The organism is Kitasatospora sp. NPDC036934 (genome assembly GCF_055608425.1).
In genome coordinates this window covers 28878-46542 of the sequence record NZ_JBVJQR010000034.1, presented here as the reverse complement: position 1 = coordinate 46542, position 17665 = coordinate 28878, and the positions used below count along the sequence as shown (strand labels likewise).

Annotated in this window: 21 protein-coding genes and 1 pseudogene; 12 read left to right on the top strand and 10 right to left on the bottom strand. The window is 73.7% G+C overall.

Going from position 1 to position 17665, the window contains the following annotated elements:
- The first annotated feature begins 3 nt into the window (after positions 1 to 3).
- Complete coding sequence (locus tag ACZ7BZ_RS33645) at positions 4 to 444, top strand: PPOX class F420-dependent oxidoreductase (RefSeq protein ID WP_188305211.1); 441 nt, start codon at positions 4 to 6, stop codon at positions 442 to 444.
- Between the two features lie 42 nt (positions 445 to 486).
- On the opposite strand, the gene ACZ7BZ_RS33640 is transcribed toward ACZ7BZ_RS33645, so the two are convergent.
- A complete protein-coding gene (locus ACZ7BZ_RS33640) occupies positions 487 to 690 on the bottom strand; it encodes a hypothetical protein (RefSeq protein WP_470361660.1) in 204 nt (67 codons plus the stop codon).
- Positions 687 to 956: a DUF1876 domain-containing protein gene (locus ACZ7BZ_RS33635; RefSeq protein ID WP_470361659.1), complete on the bottom strand. Its 270-nt coding sequence runs from the start codon at positions 954 to 956 to the stop codon at positions 687 to 689. Before ACZ7BZ_RS33635 ends, ACZ7BZ_RS33640 begins: the two co-directional genes overlap by 4 nt.
- Before the next feature lie 156 nt (positions 957 to 1112).
- Here ACZ7BZ_RS33635 and ACZ7BZ_RS33630 point away from each other — a divergent pair, with 156 nt between their 5' ends.
- Both ACZ7BZ_RS33630 and ACZ7BZ_RS33625 read left to right on the top strand, forming a co-directional pair.
- Positions 1113 to 1955: a YndJ family protein gene (locus tag ACZ7BZ_RS33630; RefSeq protein WP_470361658.1), complete on the top strand. Its 843-nt coding sequence runs from the start codon at positions 1113 to 1115 to the stop codon at positions 1953 to 1955.
- Positions 1952 to 2464, top strand: a complete 513-nt coding sequence (locus ACZ7BZ_RS33625) for a DUF1990 family protein (RefSeq protein WP_470361657.1) — start codon at positions 1952 to 1954, stop codon at positions 2462 to 2464. The genes ACZ7BZ_RS33630 and ACZ7BZ_RS33625 overlap by 4 nt, the downstream gene beginning before the upstream one ends.
- Positions 2465 to 2693: 229 nt before the next feature.
- Here the strand turns inward: ACZ7BZ_RS33625 and ACZ7BZ_RS33620 are convergent, their stop codons facing one another.
- Genes ACZ7BZ_RS33620 through ACZ7BZ_RS33610 form a run of 3 tightly spaced genes read right to left on the bottom strand, consistent with a single transcriptional unit; the run spans position 2694 to position 4621 of the window.
- Complete coding sequence (locus ACZ7BZ_RS33620) at positions 2694 to 3449, bottom strand: zf-HC2 domain-containing protein (RefSeq protein WP_470361656.1); 756 nt, start codon at positions 3447 to 3449, stop codon at positions 2694 to 2696.
- On the bottom strand, positions 3446 to 4018 hold the full coding sequence (locus ACZ7BZ_RS33615; protein WP_470361655.1) for a sigma-70 family RNA polymerase sigma factor: 573 nt from the start codon (positions 4016 to 4018) through the stop codon (positions 3446 to 3448). Before ACZ7BZ_RS33615 ends, ACZ7BZ_RS33620 begins: the two co-directional genes overlap by 4 nt.
- Positions 4019 to 4057: 39 nt before the next feature.
- On the bottom strand, positions 4058 to 4621 hold the full coding sequence (locus ACZ7BZ_RS33610; RefSeq protein ID WP_470361654.1) for a COG4315 family predicted lipoprotein: 564 nt from the start codon (positions 4619 to 4621) through the stop codon (positions 4058 to 4060).
- Positions 4622 to 4785: 164 nt separating this feature from the next.
- Between ACZ7BZ_RS33610 and ACZ7BZ_RS33605 the strand changes: the two genes are divergently transcribed.
- From ACZ7BZ_RS33605 to ACZ7BZ_RS33580, 6 genes are all read left to right on the top strand, one after another.
- Positions 4786 to 5175, top strand: a complete 390-nt coding sequence (locus tag ACZ7BZ_RS33605) for a thioredoxin family protein (RefSeq protein WP_380457090.1) — start codon at positions 4786 to 4788, stop codon at positions 5173 to 5175.
- 185 nt (positions 5176 to 5360) lie between these two features.
- Positions 5361 to 6095, top strand: coding sequence for an alpha/beta fold hydrolase (locus tag ACZ7BZ_RS33600; protein ID WP_470361653.1), 735 nt, complete (start codon positions 5361 to 5363; stop codon positions 6093 to 6095).
- Positions 6096 to 6217: 122 nt separating this feature from the next.
- Positions 6218 to 7663 carry a dihydrolipoyl dehydrogenase family protein gene (locus ACZ7BZ_RS33595; RefSeq protein WP_470361652.1) on the top strand — a complete coding sequence of 482 codons (1446 nt, stop codon included), beginning with the start codon at positions 6218 to 6220 and terminating at the stop codon, positions 7661 to 7663.
- 133 nt (positions 7664 to 7796) lie between these two features.
- On the top strand, positions 7797 to 8891 hold the full coding sequence (locus ACZ7BZ_RS33590) for a WD40/YVTN/BNR-like repeat-containing protein (RefSeq protein ID WP_470361651.1): 1095 nt from the start codon (positions 7797 to 7799) through the stop codon (positions 8889 to 8891).
- A gap of 138 nt (positions 8892 to 9029) precedes the next feature.
- Positions 9030 to 9794 (top strand): GNAT family N-acetyltransferase, encoded by a 765-nt coding sequence (locus ACZ7BZ_RS33585; protein ID WP_470361650.1) that lies wholly within the window; start codon positions 9030 to 9032, stop codon positions 9792 to 9794.
- A gap of 98 nt (positions 9795 to 9892) precedes the next feature.
- A complete protein-coding gene (locus ACZ7BZ_RS33580; RefSeq protein ID WP_470361649.1) occupies positions 9893 to 10927 on the top strand; it encodes a LacI family DNA-binding transcriptional regulator in 1035 nt (344 codons plus the stop codon).
- Between the two features lie 32 nt (positions 10928 to 10959).
- On the opposite strand, the gene ACZ7BZ_RS33575 is transcribed toward ACZ7BZ_RS33580, so the two are convergent.
- The 3 genes from ACZ7BZ_RS33575 to ACZ7BZ_RS33565 all read right to left on the bottom strand — a co-directional run bounded on the left by ACZ7BZ_RS33575 (position 10960) and on the right by ACZ7BZ_RS33565 (position 13360).
- A complete protein-coding gene (locus ACZ7BZ_RS33575) occupies positions 10960 to 11997 on the bottom strand; it encodes a sphingomyelin phosphodiesterase (protein WP_470361648.1) in 1038 nt (345 codons plus the stop codon).
- A gap of 232 nt (positions 11998 to 12229) precedes the next feature.
- Complete coding sequence (locus tag ACZ7BZ_RS33570; protein ID WP_380456370.1) at positions 12230 to 12748, bottom strand: GNAT family N-acetyltransferase; 519 nt, start codon at positions 12746 to 12748, stop codon at positions 12230 to 12232.
- 129 nt (positions 12749 to 12877) lie between these two features.
- Positions 12878 to 13360, bottom strand: coding sequence for a molybdopterin-dependent oxidoreductase (locus tag ACZ7BZ_RS33565; protein ID WP_470361647.1), 483 nt, complete (start codon positions 13358 to 13360; stop codon positions 12878 to 12880).
- A gap of 397 nt (positions 13361 to 13757) precedes the next feature.
- Between ACZ7BZ_RS33565 and ACZ7BZ_RS33560 the strand changes: the two genes are divergently transcribed.
- The 3 genes and pseudogenes from ACZ7BZ_RS33560 to ACZ7BZ_RS33550 form a co-directional block, all read left to right on the top strand.
- The gene (locus ACZ7BZ_RS33560) at positions 13758 to 15008 is read left to right on the top strand and encodes a PucR family transcriptional regulator ligand-binding domain-containing protein (protein ID WP_470361679.1); all 1251 of its coding nucleotides are present in this window, start codon (positions 13758 to 13760) and stop codon (positions 15006 to 15008) included.
- Positions 15009 to 15292: 284 nt separating this feature from the next.
- A complete protein-coding gene (locus ACZ7BZ_RS33555) occupies positions 15293 to 16174 on the top strand; it encodes an AraC family transcriptional regulator (RefSeq protein WP_470361646.1) in 882 nt (293 codons plus the stop codon).
- Between the two features lie 241 nt (positions 16175 to 16415).
- Positions 16416 to 16553 (top strand): annotated as a pseudogene (locus tag ACZ7BZ_RS33550) (helix-turn-helix domain-containing protein); the annotation flags it as partial.
- Here the strand turns inward: ACZ7BZ_RS33550 and ACZ7BZ_RS33545 are convergent.
- Together ACZ7BZ_RS33545 and ACZ7BZ_RS33540 are read right to left on the bottom strand one after the other, a co-directional pair.
- Positions 16543 to 16956, bottom strand: a complete 414-nt coding sequence (locus ACZ7BZ_RS33545; RefSeq protein ID WP_470361645.1) for a hypothetical protein — start codon at positions 16954 to 16956, stop codon at positions 16543 to 16545. The pseudogene ACZ7BZ_RS33550 and the gene ACZ7BZ_RS33545 sit on opposite strands and share 11 nt — an antisense overlap.
- Positions 16957 to 17137: 181 nt before the next feature.
- Positions 17138 to 17605 carry a MarR family winged helix-turn-helix transcriptional regulator gene (locus ACZ7BZ_RS33540; RefSeq protein WP_465747044.1) on the bottom strand — a complete coding sequence of 156 codons (468 nt, stop codon included), beginning with the start codon at positions 17603 to 17605 and terminating at the stop codon, positions 17138 to 17140.
- Positions 17606 to 17665 lie beyond the last annotated feature (60 nt).

Genomic DNA, 17665 nt, shown 5'->3' with positions numbered 1-17665 from the left:
ATCATGCCCGACCGAACCGAGCAGCTCGCCGACAGCAGGTACCTCCTGCTGACCACCTTCGCCGACGACGGCAGCCGACTGGACTCCCAGCTCTGGGTGGTGCCAGACGGCCCGGCGCTCGGCGTCTGGACCCCGGCCCACTCCGGGGAGGCCGAACGGATCCGCCGCCACCCCCGGGTGCTGATCGGCCCCTGCGACGCCCACGGGCGGCCGACCGGCCGGCGCCTCCCGGCCCGTGCCCGGCTCTGCGACCCCGACGCGACCGCGCGCTACCGCACCTCACTGATCAACAAGTACGGCCTCACCGCGCTGATCGTGCTGGCCCGCAGCCGGTTCCGGGTCGGACTGGCCGGGACGGTCGGGATCCGGATCACGCCGAACGAGCTGGAACAGCGGCTGGTCGGGCCGGAGTGGCGGCCGCCGGGCACGTACTGCGTCAACTGACGCCCGCCGTGAGGCCGGGACCGTGCGGCGGGGACCGGTCCGTCAGTCCCCGCCGTCCGGCGCCCGGGCCAGGTCCCCGGGCTCGCAGGCCTCCCGGCCGGTCCCCACGTGCACGACCTTGACCGCCCGTTCGGGGCCGCCGGGCACGACCTGCTGCTCGCGCCCGCAGCGCGGGCAGATCAACGGGATGCGCGCGCGGCTCGGGTCCCGTCCGGCCGGGTCGCCGCCCGGGTGCGGGGCGGTCACGAGAGCGGGTGGGTCGGGACCGGGCTGACGTCCTGGATCTCCCCGTGGGCCTTGGAGAGCAGCTGCGAGGCGAGGTCGTTGAGTGCGCGGGCGCCCGCGATCTCCTCGCCGACCCGCAGTTGTTCCGGGTCCGAGGGGTGGCGGCTGCTGTGGCCGTGGGCGCGCAGTTCACTCCCGTCGCCGAGCCGGAGCAGGGCGGCCGCGGTCGTCCTCGGGCCGTCCTCGCGGAACTCCATCTCGATGTGCCAACCGACCAGAGTCTGCATGGCGGATCACCTCCATCGGTTACTCCTCCAGGGTGCGCCGCACCCAGCGTGAACACCAGGCCAGCCGGACCGGGGGCGGGTTGAACGCGTTCAACAATGCCGCGTAGAGTCATCGACGCACGGGATTTGAACGGGTTCAAGAGGAGGGTGTCCGCCATGGGCGAGGGCACGACGGAACTGGTCGACCTCCTGGTCCTGCTCGGCATGGGCGCCGTCCTGCCGCTCGGCCTCGCGCTCGTCGACGAACCCGGGCTGGCCCGGATCCGCCGGCTGTGGCCGCTCGCGGCCGTCCCCGGGGCTCTCTCCCTCTGGCTTCCGCGCGGCGCCCTCGCCGCCGGCACCGCGGTCGTCTACGCCCTCGGCACCCTGGCCGTCGCCCTGCACGCACCCCGGCGACTGGCCCGGACCCGCTCCCTCGTCCCCGCCGAGATCGCCGTGCTCACCGCACTCGCCGCCCCCTCGGTGGCAGGGGTCGCGCTGGTCGCCGAACGCTCCGGCTATCCGCTGTTCGGCTTCGAGCCACACATCCTGGCGCTGACCGTCCCGCACTTCCACTACGCCGGATTCACCGCCGCGCTGATCGCCGGACTGGTCTGCCGGGCCTCGGAGCCCGGTTCCCGAGCGGCCCGCTGCGCGGCCCTCAGCGTCCCCGCCGGCACCCTGCTGGTACTCGCCGGGTACTTCCTCGGCAACTGGTGGCAGTTCGCCGGAGCCGTCGTCCTCAGCACCGGGATGTGGCTGGTCGGCCTGGTCAGCTGGCGCGAACTGCGCCCCCGCACCGCGGACCGGACGGCCGCCCGGCTGCTCGCCCTCTCCTCCGCCGTGCTGGCGCTCACCATGCTGCTCGCCCTGTGGTGGGCGCTCGGCCGGGCCGCCGGACTCCCCCACCCCACCCTGGGCTGGATGGCCGCCACCCACGGCCTCGGCAACGCGCTCGGCTTCGCCCTCTGCGCACTCCTCGCCTGGCGCCGGACCACCACCGCGAAGGACCCCCGATGAACGACTACAGCTACCCCGAGCAGGGCGCCAGCCGCACCGGTGAACTGCCCACCGGCTACCGCCACCTGCGGCACCGGGCCCGCATCGGCCACGGCCGCGCCGCCCTGGACGTCGCCGGGGCCGCCCTGCTCGGCTGGCGGATGCACCGCCTGGCCGGCGTGCGGATCGACGCGGAGGCCGAGGAGGCCGCCCCGGGCGTCGCCGTCCGCTGCGCGATCGGCGTCGGCCCGCTGCGGGCGGGCGCGCCCAACCGGGTGCTGGCCGCCGTCAACGGCCCGGACCGGTACGGCTTCACCTACGGCACCAGGCACGGGCACCTCGGCCGGGGCGAGGAGACCTTCCTGGTCGAACTGGCGCAGGACGGGTCGGTCTGGTTCAGCGTCACCGCGTTCAGCCGGCCGGTCGCCTGGTGGGCCCGGCTCGCCGGTCCACTGTTCCCGCTCCTCCAGCGCGCCTTCGCCCGCCGCTGCGGGCGGGTGCTGGCCTCGATCGCGGCGGACGCCGGATAGCCGGGCCGTACCGTTCCTGCGCGCGGGTGCCGGTCCCCTGCCCGTGCGTGCGCCGCACGGCTTCGAGCCGAAGCCGAGGGTCGGCTGGAGCCGGACCTGACGGCGGGAGCACATGGCCGGCGACGGCTGCCCGATCCGCGCTGGCCCGCCCACCTGGGCACGGCCCGGGTCGAGCGGCTGGTCACGTACGACGGGCCGCACCCGCTGTCCCGAGTCGGGCCGGTCGCACTCAGGTGTGGTGCGCGGGGACGGACACCAGCAGGGCACCGGTGTTCTGCACCCGCACCTCGAAGTGGTCGATGTCGCCCGGCTGGAGGGCCGCGCCGCCGGTGGTGCGCAGCGTGCCGGCGCCGTCGCCCGGCCGGCCGTAGCCGTCCGCCGGGACGCTCCAGGTGGTGACGGTCTGCTGGTCGCCGCCGTGCGAGACGGCGACCAGGCGGCAGGTCAACGGGCCCTGCACGCCGGATAGTTGCAGGCTGACCTGGCTGCCCCAGGTCTTGCCGTCGACCCCGACGGTGGCCTTGGCGCCGGTGGCCGGGTCGGTGGCGCCGAATTGTTCGGCGACGGCGACCACCGCGGGCGTGGAGTCGGCGGTGAGCACCGCGGCCGTGATGGCCGGGCCCGCCACGACCGCCGCGGTGGCGGCCAGGGCGAGCACCAGCCGCCGCACCCGGCCGCGCCGCCGGCCGGCCGTCACCTCGGCGACCAGCCGGTCCAGGACGCGCCCGTCCGGAGCCGGCGCGGGTTCGGCCGGGTCCAGTCCGGCGGTCTTCGCCGATGTCACGTACTCGGCCAACAGCGGCTCGACGAAGCCGAGTTGGTCCACCTGCCCGGCACACTGCGGGCAGTGCGCCAGGTGCCGTTCGAAGGCGGTGCGCTCGGCGGGCTCCAGCAGGCCGAGGACGTACGCTCCGACGTCCAGGTGCTCGGAGCCACCGGGCGGCCCTTCGGGCAAGCCGGGGGTGGAGTCGGGCCGGTCGGTCACGATGTCACTCCCCGTTCCTCCAGCGCGAGCCTGAGCGAGCGCAGTGCGTAGAACACCCTCGACCGGACCGTCCCGGCCGGGATGCCGAGCTCGACGGCCGCCTCCTTGGCGGTGCGGCCCTTGAGGTAGGTCTCGACGATGATCTCCCGGTGGGCGGGCGAGAGGTCGGCGAGCGCGTCGGCGACGGTCATCATCCGCAGCGCCTGGTCGATCTCGTCATCGGCGGGCAGCTGTTCCAGGACCGCCGCGTCCACCTCGCGCGGGCGGGCGCCGGCGCTGCGGTGGCCGTCGATGACGATCCGGCGGGCGACGGTGACCAGCCAGGGCCGCAGCGAGCCGGCCTGTGGGTCGAGCCGGTGGATGTTCCGCCAGGCCCGGACCAGCGTCTCCTGGACGACGTCCTCGGCCCGCTGCCGGTCCCCCGCGACCAGGTGGAGCACGAAGCCGAAGAGCGGACCGGCGTGCTCGCGGTACAGGGCCCGCATCAGCTCCTCGTCCGCGGCCCCCGGGCCGTACCCGGCCCGGCCGCCGCCAGGGTGCTCCTCGGTCACCACTTCATCGTTGCGCAACCGGGCCTCCCGGTCCAGGGTGGTCGGCGATCGACGGCATCAGTACCCCGGTGCCGGGGTGCTGGGCTGCGGGGTGGGGGTGGCGGGCGCCGGAGTGGCGGCCGGCATCGCCTTGCCGCCGGTCGGGGTCACCGCGAACCACTTGCCGGCCACGCCCTCGCCCTTGGTGTCACCGGGCTTGCTGTCCGGCGAGTATCGGTAGACCGGCCAGCCGTTGACGGTGACCTGCTTGGTGCCGTCGTCGCGGGTGAAGCTGCCGACCAGCTTGCTGTCGATGCCCTTGACCGTCACGTCGCCGCCGGCGTGCTCGGGCGGCCACAGGGAGGCGCAGCTACCGTTGCAGTAGGAGTCCGAGGGGTTGTTCTGGTCCTGGTCGAAGCGGTAGAGCGTGAAGCCCGCGCTGTCGGTGACGATGGCGCCGAGCTTGGGGTCGTGGGCGGTCTGCAGGGTGGCGGCGGCCGGGGAGCCGGAACCGCTCGGCGGGCCGGGCGTGCTCGATGTGCCGGACCCGGAGGACCCGCAGCCGGCGATCAGGGCCGCCGCGGCGAGGCCGGAGGCGGCGAGCACGGCGGCCCGGCGGGTACGGGGGGTGCTGCTGCGCATGGGGAGCCTCCCGGGTCGGTGAACGAACTGGACACCCCTCTGTACGGACGGTGGCGGCCGGGTGCTCAATCCGGGCCGACCCCGGAATACCCCGGCGGGCATCACCGTTGTCGCGGGCAGACGATCTGTACCGCCACCACCTTCGGAAGGGAAGGATCCGCGAGATGAGCAACATGGTCGAGCTGACCAAGGAGAACTTCGACGACATCGTCCCGGGCCCGGAGGGCAAGGACTTCGTCTTCATCGACTTCTGGGCCGGGTGGTGCGGGCCGTGCCGCCAGTTCGCCCCGGTGTACGAGAAGGCCGCGGAGCGCCACCCGGACCTCGTGTTCGCCAAGGTCGACACCGAGGCCCAGCAGGAGCTGGCCGCCGCGTTCGGCATCCAGTCGATCCCGACGCTGGCGATCGTCCGCGAGGGCGTGCTCGTCTTCTCGCAGGCCGGCGCGCTGCCGGAGCCGGTGTTCGAGGACCTGATCGGGCAGGCCCGCAAGCTGGACATGACCGAGGTCAAGCGCAAGGTGGCGGAGGAGCAGGCGGCCGGGGGCCAGGCCTGAGCCATCCCGCTCTGTTCTGTTCCGTTCTGTTCCGGGGCCCGGGGAGCCGCTGCTCCCCGGGCCCCGGCCATGCGGTCCCGGCCCGCCGTCCGGCCGTCCGGAGGGCGGGAATCCGGAGGCGGGAGCCCGAAGACGGACCCTAGAGTCACCGGTGACGGATCCCACCGTGGAAGGAGCGGTGCACCATGAGCACGTTCGTACTGGTCCCCGGGTTCTGGCTCGGCGCCTGGGCCTGGGACGAGGTAGCCGCACCGCTGCGCGCTGCCGGGCACGGGGTTCATCCGGTGAGCCTGCCGGGCCTTGCCGAACGGGCGGGCGAGCAGGGCGAGTTCGGGCTGGCGGAGCACATCGCGGACCTGGCCGGGCTGCTGGTGCGCGAGGACCTCTGGGACGTGGTGCTGGTCGCCCACAGCGGCGCCTGCGCCCCGGTGGGCGGAGTCGCGGACCGGCTGCCGGAGCGGATCCGGCGGGTGGCTTACCTGGACAGCGGCCCGATGGCCGACGGCACCTCGGTGTACGACCTGTGGCAGCCCGACTTCCAGGCGGAGGCCGACGCCACCATGGTCGACGGCCGCCTCCCGATGCCCTCCTGGGAGTACATGGCCGCCCACGGCTCCAGCACCGAGGGCCTGGACCCGGCCGCGCTGGGGCGGATCCGGGCCCGGCTCACCCCGCAACCGGCCGGGACGTACCGGGACGCGCTGCGGCTGACCGGCGCCGGGGCGAAGCTGCCGCAGGCGCTGATCTCCTGCTCCTTCCCTCTGGAGCAGGTCCGGGCGCTGATCGCGGCCGGTCACCCGTGGTTCGCCGGGCTGGACGGGCCCAACTGGGAGCTGCGCGAACTGCCCACCGGGCACTGGCCGATGTTCTCCCGGCCGGCCGACACGGCGGCGCTGCTGGCGGAGCTCGCGGCGATCTGACCCGCTCCGCGTGTTCGCCCGCGGGGCCCGCCCCGGGCAGGATGGAGCCCACGTCGGCGGCCCGCGAAGCCGCCCCGGCGTGGACAGAGCGCACGGACCCGCGAGACCACGGAGGACGGGACATGACCAGCAGCACCGCCGAGGAGTACGACGTCATCGTCCTGGGCGCGGGCCCGACCGGCGAGAACGTGGCCGACCGGACCGTCGCCGCGGGCCTGCGCACGGTGATCGTGGAGGCCGAACTGGTCGGCGGGGAGTGCTCGTACTGGGCCTGCATGCCGAGCAAGGCGCTGCTGCGGCCGGTGGCCGCGCTCGACGACGCCCGCGCGGTCGGCGGCGCCCGCGAGGCGGTGGGCGGCGGGCGGCTGGACCCGGCGGCGGTGCTGGCCCGGCGGGACTCCTTCGCCTCGCACTGGAAGGACGACGGCCAGGTGCAGTGGCTGCGGGACACCGGCATCGAGCTGGTCCGCGGCCACGGCCGGCTGGCCGGCGTGCGGACGGTCACGGTGGAGGCGGAGGACGGCACCGAGCGGGTGCTCACCGCCCGGCACGCCGTCGCCGTCTGCACCGGCAGCCGGCCGGTGCTGCCGGCCGCCGTGGCCGGGCTGGCGGAGGCCCACCCGTGGACCAACCGGGAGGCGACCGGCTCGCCGACCGTCCCCGGGCGGCTGGCCGTGGTCGGCGGCGGGGTGGTCGGGGTGGAGATGGCCACCGCCTGGCGGGCGCTCGGCTCCGAGGTGGTGCTGCTGGTGCGCGGCGACGCGCTGCTGCCGCGGATGGAGCCCTTCGCGGGCGAGCTGGTCGCCGACGGGCTGCGGGAGGCCGGGGTGGACCTGCGCTTCAGCACCGAGGTGACCGCCCTGGAGCGCGGCGGGGCCGACCGACCGGTGGAGCTGACGCTCTCCGGCGGCGAGCGGCTGACCGCCGACGAGGTGCTGTACGCGACCGGACGGGCCCCGCGCACCGCCGACATCGGGCTGGAGCAGGTCGGGCTGCGGCCGGGCGGCTGGCTGGACGTGGACGACAGCTGCACCGTGCTGGGCGTGGACGGCGAGTGGCTGTACGCCGCCGGGGACGTCAATCACCGGGCGCTGCTCACCCACCAGGGCAAGTACCAGGCCCGGATCACCGGGGCGGCGATCGCCGCCCGCGCCCAGGGGCGCGCACTGGACACCTCGCGCTGGGGCGTGCACTCCGCATCCGCCGACCTGGCGGGCGCGCCGCAGGTGGTGTTCACGCAACCGGAGGTCGCGGCCGTCGGCCTGACCCTGGCCGAGGCCGAACGGCTCGGGCTGCGGGTCAAGGCCGTCGACCACGAGATCGGCAACGTCGCCGGGGCCTCGCTCTACGCCGACGGCTACCGCGGCCGGGCCCGGGCCGTCTTCGACCTGGACCGGGAGGTGATCGTCGGCGCCTGCCTGGTCGGCCCGGCCGTCGCCGAACTGCTGCACTCGGCCACCGTCGCGGTGGTCGGCGAGGTGCCGATCGACCGGCTCTGGCACGCCGTCCCCGCCTACCCGACGATCAGCGAGGTCTGGCTGCGGCTGCTGGAGGGCTGCCGGGGCTGAGCCTCCCCCGCCCGGGGCGCGGCGCGGCGAGATGTGACCACCGGTGGACGGCGGGACACTGGCTGGTGGGGCGCGTCCGCCGCGCCCGGGGGGCCGTCCCGGGGGCCGTGCTCGTGATCAGGTGGTGTGAGGCATGACCGAGGTGTTGTTGGCCGTCGGAACCGAGAAAGGCCTCTTTCTCGGCCGCAGCCGCGACCGGCTGGACTGGGAGTTCAGCGGGCCGCACTTCCCGATGAACGCGATCTACTCCGTCTCCATCGACCGCCGCGAGGAGCGGACCAGACTGCTGGTCGGCGCCGACAGCAGCCACTGGGGGCCGTCGGTGTGGCGCTCCGACGACCTCGGCGCCAGCTGGTTCGAAGCGCCGCAGCCGGCGATCCGCTTCCCCGAGTCCACCGGCGCCTCGCTCACCAGGGTCTGGCAGCTCCAGCCCGCCGGGCCGGAGGATCCCGGGGTGGTGTACGCGGGCACCGAACCCGCCGCACTGTTCCGCTCCACCGACGGCGGCGAGACCTTCGCCCTGGTCGAATCGCTCTGGAACCACCCCCAGCGGCCCGAGTGGGGCGCCGGCTACGGCGGCCAGGGGCTGCACACCATCCTCACCGACCCGCGCGACCCGCAGCGGCTGCTGGTCGCCGTCTCCAGCGGCGGCGTCTACCGCAGCAAGGACGGCGGGGACACCTGGGCGCCCTCCAACACCGGCCTGCGCGCCGAGTTCTTCCCGGAGGAGAAGCAGTACCCCGAGTTCGGCCAGTGCGTCCACAAGATCGCCCCGGACCCGGTGCACCCCGACCGGCTCTACCTGCAGAACCACGGCGGCGTCTACCGCAGCGACGATTGGGGCGAGAACTGGCGCTCCGTGGCGGACGGGCTGCCCGCCGAGTTCGGCTTCGCCGTCGCCGCCCACCCGCGCCGGGGCGACACCGCCTACCTGTTCCCGCTCGGCGGCTCGGACGACCGGATCCCGCCCGGCCGGCGCTGCCGGGTCTTCCGCACCACGGACGGCGGCACCAGCTGGCAGCAGCTGGCCAACGGCCTGCCGGGCGAGGACCACTACGGCATCGTGCTGCGCGACGCCCTGCGCACCGACGACGCCGACCCGGCCGGCATCTACTTCGGCAACCGGACCGGCGACGTGTACGGCAGCCGCGACGAGGGCGAGACCTGGTCGCTGCTGATCTCCCACTTGCCGGACGTGCTCTGCGTCCGTGCGGCGGTGGTGAGTTGAGCCCCACCGGGCGGTGACCCCGGCTCGGGACGCAGCACCCCGCCGAACGGGACCCGCCGGCCGAAAACCTGTTGCCGGGACACTCCGACACGGTGAGCATGGGCCGCCGACGAACGATCTCGCGAAGTGGGGTGGGCCATGCCCGAAACGGACTGGGTGGTGAGGCACGACGGCGACGGCGTACCGGTGCTGCGGTACCAGGTGGGCGAGCGGGACGGGCGGCCGTGGGCCGACCTGCTGGAGGTGCTGGACGAATCGGCGGACGCCGCCGAGTACATCCGCGCCGAACTGCCCGGCTGGGTGGTCTCCGGCAGCCCCGAACTCGGGCAGCGCCTGCTGGCACGGGGAGCGACGGCCCTGCGCCACGCCCACACCTTCGGGCGGGACCTCCGTGCCGACCCACCGCCCGCCGACTGGGCCGGGGTGCCACTGCGCGAGGGCCTGCGGGCGGTGCCCTGCGACCGCGCGCCCGAGGAGCTGTTGGAGTCCTGGCGGGCCGCCTTCGACCCCACCCACGTGGACCGCTTCCACGGCGACGACAGCCGCGCCCTGGCCGAGCGCATCGGCCCGCTCCTGGCCGGGAAGGCCGTCGGCCCGGTGCTGCCCTCCAGCCTGCTCGCCGTGGACGCCGAGGACCGGGTGGTCGGCGCCGCCGTGCTGACCGACCGCGACGGCCTGCCCTGGGTCGCCGAGGTGTTCCGCCACCCGCGGCGCGGCTACCGCGGCCTCGGCGCCGACCTGCTGCGCCGGGCGGTCGCGGACGCTGCCGGGCGCGGGCTGGCCGAGGTGCAGCTGGCGGTCACCGAGGGCAACCCGGCCCGCCGGGTCTACGAGGCGCTGGGCTTCCGGCTGCGGGCGACCTCGCTGACCGTGATCGTGCCGGACGCCGCCTGGGTGTACTGACCACGGAGGTGGGTGACGGAACTCGTGGCGGCGTGATCGACGCCACCCCCGACTGCCGAAAACGCGCTGGTCGGAGCCGCTGTGTAGGCTCATCCATCATGGCGAGGGTGACACGGGACGATGTGGCGCGGGTGGCGGGGACGTCCACGGCTGTCGTGAGTTATGTGATCAACGACGGTCCGCGTCCGGTGGCACCTGCGACCCGGGCCCGGGTGCTCGCCGCGGTGGAGGAGCTCGGCTACCGGCCCAACCGGGTCGCCCAGGCGATGGCCCGGCGGCGGACCGACCTGCTCGGGATGGTCGTGCCGGACGCCCGTCAGCCCTTCTTCGCCGGGCTGGCCCACGCCGTGGAGCAGGCCGCCACCGAGCACGGCCGGCTGCTGCTGATCGGCAACTCCGACTACGCCGACGAGCGCGAGGCGCACTACATCCGGGCCTTCCTCGGGATGCAGGTGGACGGCCTGATCCTGGTCACCCAGGACCCGGCCGCCCCCGGACTGACCGGCTTCGACTCGGCCGACGGCACCCCGGTGGTGCTGCTGCACCACCGTACGGAGAGCGCAGGCGGCGTGGCCGTGGTGGCGGACGACGAGGGCGGCGCCCGCGAGGTGGTCCGCCACCTGCTCGGCCACGGCCACACCGAAGTGCACTGCTTCGGCGGCACCCTGGCGCTCAGCCCGCTCGACCCGGTCACCGGGCGGACGACCGGCTGGGCCGCGGCGCTGGCCGAGGCCGGGCTGTCCACCGACGGACGGCTCACCCCGGCGCCCTTCGACCGGGTCCGGGCGCACGCCGAGGCGCTCACCCTGCTCGGCCGGCCCGACCGGCCGTCCGCGGTGTTCTGCGCGACGGACGACCAGGCGATCGGCCTGCTGCGGGCCGCCGACGACCTCGGCATCCGGGTGCCGGAGGACCTCGCGGTGGCGGGCTTCGACGACATCGCCGAGGCGGTGATCGCCGGACCGGCGCTGACCACCGTCACCACCGCCCAGGACGAGATGGCCCGGGCCGCGGTGGACCTGGTGCTCGGCGGGGCGGAGCGGCGCGCCGCCGGGGCCCGGACCTTCCCGGCCCGGCTGGTGGTGCGGCGCTCCTGCGGCTGCCCGGCCGGATCCGCGGCCGGACAGCCCTGAGCCGTAGGTCGGTTCAGCTGGAAGGCCGTGCGTCAGTTCAGCTGGAAGTCGGCCTCGACCGGGTAGTGGTCGCTGGGCGCGTTGGTGTCCGGCGAGCCCGGCGCCCAGCCGGTCTGCGGGTCGAAGTCGATCTTCACGGTGGACATCGAGGCGGGCACCGGGCGGCCCGGGGCGTTGAGGTAGCCGATGTAGTCCAGGTCGTCCCGGTAGTCGGTCGGGAAGGTCTCCACGCCCGCCATGTACTGGCACCAGGAGGAGACCGGGCAGTCCATGGTGGTGCGGGCCTGGTTCGGGTCGGTGGCCGGGGTGCCGAGCACGCCGTTGACCGCGTTCTGGGCGTTGGTGTAGTCGCCGCGGGCCTGGCCGTGGAAGTACTCGACGTTGAGGTCGCCGCCGATCAGCACCGGGGCGCTGCTGCCGACGATGCCGTCGACCCAGGCGCGGATCTCGGCGAGCTGGCCGAGCCGGGTGGACTGGGTGGTGTCGGTGGAGGTGTCGGCCTCGTCGGCCTGGAGGTGGGTGCCGACCACCCAGGCGGTGCCACCGTTCTTGTTCACCTGCACCAGCGCCGCGCCCTTGTTGGCGTGGTAGTCCCAGGTGCCGTAGGTGGAGTTGCTGAACACGTGGGCGTACTGGGCGGTGATCGGGTACTTGGAGAGGATCATCGTGCCGCCGTTGATGACGAACCACGAGCTGGAGCAGTTGCCGCTGACGCCCGTCCAGCCGCCGCCGGAGCAGGTCTGGCCGACCACCGGGGTGCGGTAGGGGTAGAGGTCGGCGAGCTTGGCGTTGATGTCGGCGGTCGAGCTGTTGTTGAACTGCTCGTCCAGGACGACCACGTCGGCGTTGTGCTGCCGGACGATCTGCTCGATCACCGGGGTGCGGCGGGCGGCCTGCTCGTTCTGGGTGCTGTCGACGACGGCGGTGCCGAGGTCGACGTTGAACGCGAAGACGGACAGCCTGGTGGGGCTCGCCGCCGTGGTGGCGGACGCGCTCGGGGCGGTGCCGCCGAGCAGCAGTGCGGCGGCGGCCGCCGAGGTGAGGGCGGTGGCCGTACGACGCGAGAGCATGGGCGTTCTCCTGGGGGTCCGTCAATCCGGTGGGGCCCGGGCGGGCCGGGGTGGCCGGCCGCCGGGGATTGGCGGGGGAACGCTAGCTACTGCCCGGTACTTCGGGAAGAACGCCAGGCGATCAGTTGCGATCGCTCCTGTGGCGGCGAGATGTCTGTACAGGTCAGGGCCGTCGACCGACAAGATGTCTGTACACCCTTGCACCGGACGGCTGCGGTCGAGTGACGACCGGTCAGCCGTCCGACAGTTCGTCCGCGAGCAGGTCCATCAGCAGGTTGTCGTGCCAAGTGCCGTCCGAACCGCGCTCGTACTGGCGCATGGTGCCGACCGGGCGGAAGCCGACCTTGGTGTAGCAGCGGATCGCGGCGAGGTTGTCCACGGCCGGATCGATCACCAGCCGGTGGTAGTGGCGCTCGTGCACCAGGTGCCGGGCCATGGTGCGCACGGCGTCGGTGCCCAGGCCCAGGCCGTGCACCGAAGGGTCCAGGAAGATGTCCATCCCGGCGTGCCGGTACTCGTCGTCGTTCTCCGCGTACCACTGCACGGCGCCGACCACCCGGCCGCCCACGTCGATCGCGAAGGTCTCGGTGTCGGGCGATTCCAAGTCCCTCGCGACCTCGTCCACCAGGTCGTCACCACCCCGCCAGCGGGCGAACACCTCGGGCGTGCTGCGGATCGCCACCAGCGCCGGGATGTCGTCGGCGGTGGCCGGGCGGAGGGTGACCAGGGTGCCGTGCAGAATCGTCCCCATATGGGGCATGTTGGCACGGAAAGCCGCGCCGGTCGAGCGGTTTGGCGGGCGCCCGGGGCGGGCGCCGGGGCCGCCGGTCGGGGTGGGACGCCGGGGTGGACCGGGGGGCGGACCCCGAGGTGGGGCGGGCTACCCGACGGGCTGGGTCCGGTCACCGAGCGGGCCGAGCCAGACGGCGGTGACGGCACTTACGCAGCGGGCGCCGCAGTGGTCGTCCGGGACGACCAGCTGCGGGCCGGCCGCGTCCAACGGGGCGCCGTCCATGCTGGTCGCGAGCAGGATCCGGCGGCCGCCGAAGTCCGGGTCGATCTCGGCCCAGGAGACCACCGCCCGGTGGCCGTCGGCGCCGACCACGTCGAGCAGGAAGCGCAGCCGCTGCTTGCGGCCGGAGAAGTCGATCCGGGGGCGGGCGGCGAGCAGGACGTCCAGCAGGGCCGGGCCCTCGTACCCGTGACACTGCTCACCCTCGGTCAGGCAGTCGAAGCTGACCTCGACCCGGTGCGCGGGGAGGGCCCGCAGCTGCTCGACGGTCAGCTCGGCCGGCTCGTCGAGGTGGCCGTGCAGCCGGACGGTGGGTCTCGCCGGGGTCACGCCGGGTCTCGCCGGGGTCATGGCACTCCTTCCTCCCGGGCCGCGCCACTGCGGCCCGGGAGGAGGACTACCCGAGGGGGAGCTCCGACATTCGCAGTTACGGCGCTGAATGGCCCTTTTCGGCGGCAGCTGCAATGGTATGGCCGACTTTCAGCTCGCACCTGAGATGTCAGTCGCGGGGAGTGCCGGAGGAGAAGGCCCGGCGCGCCCCGCGCGCCGATTGAAGCAAGGCGGCAATCGGGTGGACCACCGGATCCGAGCACCGGTCGCGCGGCCCTCCACTGGATGATCCGACAAGAAGGTTCACCGTTGCTTTGCTGGCATTTACGATGCCCATGCGCTACTAGGCCTCTCGTCTGCGAGATAACTAAGGCGCGAAGCACCAGGGCGACACCCGGGCGAGAGCGAGCGAGAGACGATCGTCGGCGACCTGCTGAACCTCGACGACCTGTCCATCCGGCTGGCCTGGGGCACCCCCGACGTGCTCGACCGCCCGGTCACCGGCGTCAGCTCCACCGACCTCCAGGACCCGGCCCGCTACCTCCAGCCCGGCGAGCTCGTGCTCACCGGCCTGGTCTGGTGGCAACCCGCCGACGCCTCCGACGCGCTGCGCATCGCCACCGCGCTGCGCAGCGCCGGAGTGGCCGCGCTGCTGGCCGGCGAAGGCATCCACGGCAGCATCCCGGACGGCCTGACCGAGGCCTGCCGCACCCACGGCATCCCGCTGCTCGCGGTGCCCGCCGGGGTGAGCTTCCGGGCCGTCACCGACCGGGTCCACCTGCGGCTCTGGGGAGATCTGCGGGCCGGGGCGCAGGACACCGCGGCGATTCCGGGGACCGTCCGGAGCGAACTGCTCGACCTGGTCCGCACCGAGGCCGGGCCCGACGAGGTGCTGGCGCACGCGGTCGGCCGGCTCGGGCTGCCCGACGGCTCGATCGCCACCACCGGCGGACGGCCCGTCGCCGGTGCCCCGAGCATCCCGACCCCGGTCACTCGGGGCGGTCGGGGCACTCGGGGCTGTCAGGGCGGACCGGACCACCAGGGCGCTAGGGACGGCCAGGGCGGGATCGGGCTGCCGGTCGGGCCACAGGACGGCTCCCCCTTCGACGGCTGGCGGCCGCAGGCCCACCTCCACACCCCGGCGGTCGAACCGGCATTGCAGGGCCTGGCCGAACTGCTCGCCCCGGTCGCCGCCCGCGCCCGAGCCGCGGCGGGCGCCCGACGGCGGGCCGCCGGGCGGCTGTTGGACGCCCTGACCGACGATGCCGGACTCGCCGAGCCGCTCGCCGCCTGCGGGCTGGCCGAGGCCGGCCCGCTGGTGGCCGTCACCGCGCGGATCGAACCCGGCCGGTCGGGCGACGAGGTACCGGCCGGATGGGCGGTGCACGCGCTGGCCGAGGCGCTGCAACCGCTGGGCGCACCCCACGCGGCGGGCACCGACCGCACCGGGCGGAGCGCCGCGCTGGTGGCCGCGCTCACCGCCCACGACGCGGAGAACACCGTCTCGCTGCTGGGCACCCTGGCGGTGTCCCTGGACCACGACGGCTCCTGGGAGCGGACGGCGGAGTCCCTGCATGATTTCATCGGGTCGTGCGAGAGCCAGGGCTCCGCCGAGTTCGAGAGCCACTGTTGCTCCATTTGTGGCGACGATGTCCTCATCCGCGGCTGAGGATTTCCGGGGAATTCGGGAGCCACCGATGGAGTGATATCCGCCCCCCTTACCGACAGTTCGGGAGTGGGGCGAGCAGCAGGGCTTGAACTGGTCGCTGTGCCCATGGGGCGTCGACCTCATCACAGCGAGAAGGCTGCCCACGCAGGGGCCCTTGCCAGAGCACGGCCCGACCGGAGCGGGCACAGGAAGTCGGGTCGGCGACCAGGGAGGATCCCTAATGTCGACGACGTGAGGAAGGACGTCCCGAGGGATGTCCGGAGAAGAGTCAGGAAGGGCCCCGCGTGCTGGAGTCGCTCAACGAGACCCTGGAGTACATCGAGGAGCACCTGCGCGAGCCGATCGACGTCGCCGAGTTGGCGCGGACCGCGCTCACCTCGGAGTACCACCTGCGGCGGATGTTCTCCGCGCTGGCCGGGATGCCGCTGTCGGAGTACATCCGGCGCCGGCGGCTCACGATGGCCGGTGCCGAGGTCGTGGCCGGGCAGCGGACGCTGCTCGACATCGCAGTGCGCTACGGCTACGGCTCCGGTGAGGCGTTCGCGCGGGCGTTCCGTGCGATGCACGGGGTGGGACCGGGGGAGGCGCGGCGTGACGGTCTCGCGCTGCGGTCGCAGCCGCGGATGTCCTTCCGGCTGGTCATCGACGGAAGGAGTTCCATGCAGTACCGGATCGTGACGAAGGACCGGTTCGCGGTGGTGGGCCGGATGGCCACGGTTCCACAGATCAACGAGGGGGTGAACCCGCACATCATGGAGATGATCAAGGCTATCGATTCCGACACCATGGCCAGGATCGCCTCGTTGTCCGACCAGGAGCCCACCGGCGTGGTCTCGGTCACGTTGCCGCACGACGAGGACAACCACCAGGAGGGCAGCCCGCTCGACTACTACCACGCAGTGGTGGCCGACGCGGGGCGTGCGGAGAGCGCGGACGCCGTGGGGCTGGACGTGCTGACGCAGGACGCCGGAATGTGGGCGGTGTTCACCTCCGTGGGCGAGTTCCCGGCCGCGTTGCAGCGGATGTGGGGCGACGTCTACAGCGAATGGTTCCCGTCCAACCCCTACCGGCACCGGCCGGGCCCGACCCTGCTGAAGGTCGGGACGGACCCGGAGGGCAAGGGTGCCCTCGCGGAGCTCTGGGTCGCGGTCGAGCCGGAGGACTGACCGAGCTGCCGACCACGCCGAGGGCCGCTCAGCAGACGGGGCTGAGCGGCCCTCGCGGCACGCTTTAACCCGTTGGCAGGGTGTCAACCGCCAAGGCGGCCGAATGGAGCAACCGGGACATTAGGCCGAGGCCGGCATGTCGCGCACCGCCCGCCAGGTGGCTCCCGAACTCGCCGGAGAATCACTGGCTCCCAATGCCGCCGGAGACCTGGCTCCCATCAACAACCCCGGAAGAATCACCCTGCACGTCCACGTCAACACGGTGCACTACCGGATCCGCCGGATCGAGGAGCTGACCGGCCGCAACCTGGCCCGGCTGCGGGACCGGATCGACCTGCGGGCGGCACTGCTGTGCGCGCCGGGGGCGGCTACTCGGTGATCGGCCGGCCGGCGAGCAGTCCCCGGAGGTACGCCGTGTTCGTGGAGGCGCAGCAGATCAGCACGGGTTCGTCGCCGTCACGACATTCGGCGACGGACCAGAGGCCCTTGATCCCGTCCGGGTCACCCTTCTTCCGCGCCCGAACGGTGACCAGTTCCAGCCGGTCGAGCGGCAGCGGCAGGTTCCGCACGTCGTCGCCCTCGTGCGGGCCGACCACGAGCGCGGCGACCGAGGCACGCAGATAGCGGTCACCCGGGCGGCAGTAGGACCCCCTCCCGAAGACTCGCCCCTCGAACGCCACCACCCTGCCCGCCTTGAAGTCCGCCCGCTCGGCCGTCTCCCTGCCGCCCACGGGGCCGAGCGCCAGCACGTCCGTCACCACTTCCAGGATCTCCCCGAGCATCTCCGTGCTCCCCCTCCTCCGACTTCGCGTTCGAACCATTCGATCACGGACGGCGCGACCCGCGAACCCCGCTTCGCAAACCGGCGGAAAGGCGCGGGCGGAGTTCGAGCGGGCGGCGGAGCCGACCCGCAACGAGCGGGAGCTGCTGCAGGAGCGGGCGGCTTCACCGGGGAGCCAGGGGCTAAGGCGTTTCGTCCTGGCGCAGGCGGGCGCTGACCGCGCCGAGGCCCTCGGCGAGGACGGCGAGCTGTTCGCGGGTGAGCACGTCGATCAGAAGCTCGCGCACCAGGGCGACGTGGCCGGGGGCGGCCTGGCGCAGGGTCTCCCGCCCGTGGTCGGTGAGTTCGGCGATCACGCCGCGCACGTCGCTGGGGCAGGAGCGGCGGCCGACCAGGCCCATCCGCTCCAGCTGGGTGACCTGGTAGGTGAGGCCGCTCTTGGAGGTGACCAGCTTGTCGGCGAGTTCGGTCATCCGCAGCGAGTCGCCGGGGGCGGCGGAGAGGTGGACCAAGATCTCGTACTGCTGGTGGGAGAGGCCGGAGTCGTCCTTGAGCTGTCGTTCCAGCCGCCGGTTGAGCAGGTTGCTCGCGACGACGAAGCCCCGCCAGGCGGCCATCTCGTCCTGGTCGAGCCAGCGGGGTTCGTTCAGTGAGGACATGGAGCGGAGTCTACTCCTGTTGTTCAAATTCGAACGAAGGTGTACCGTCGC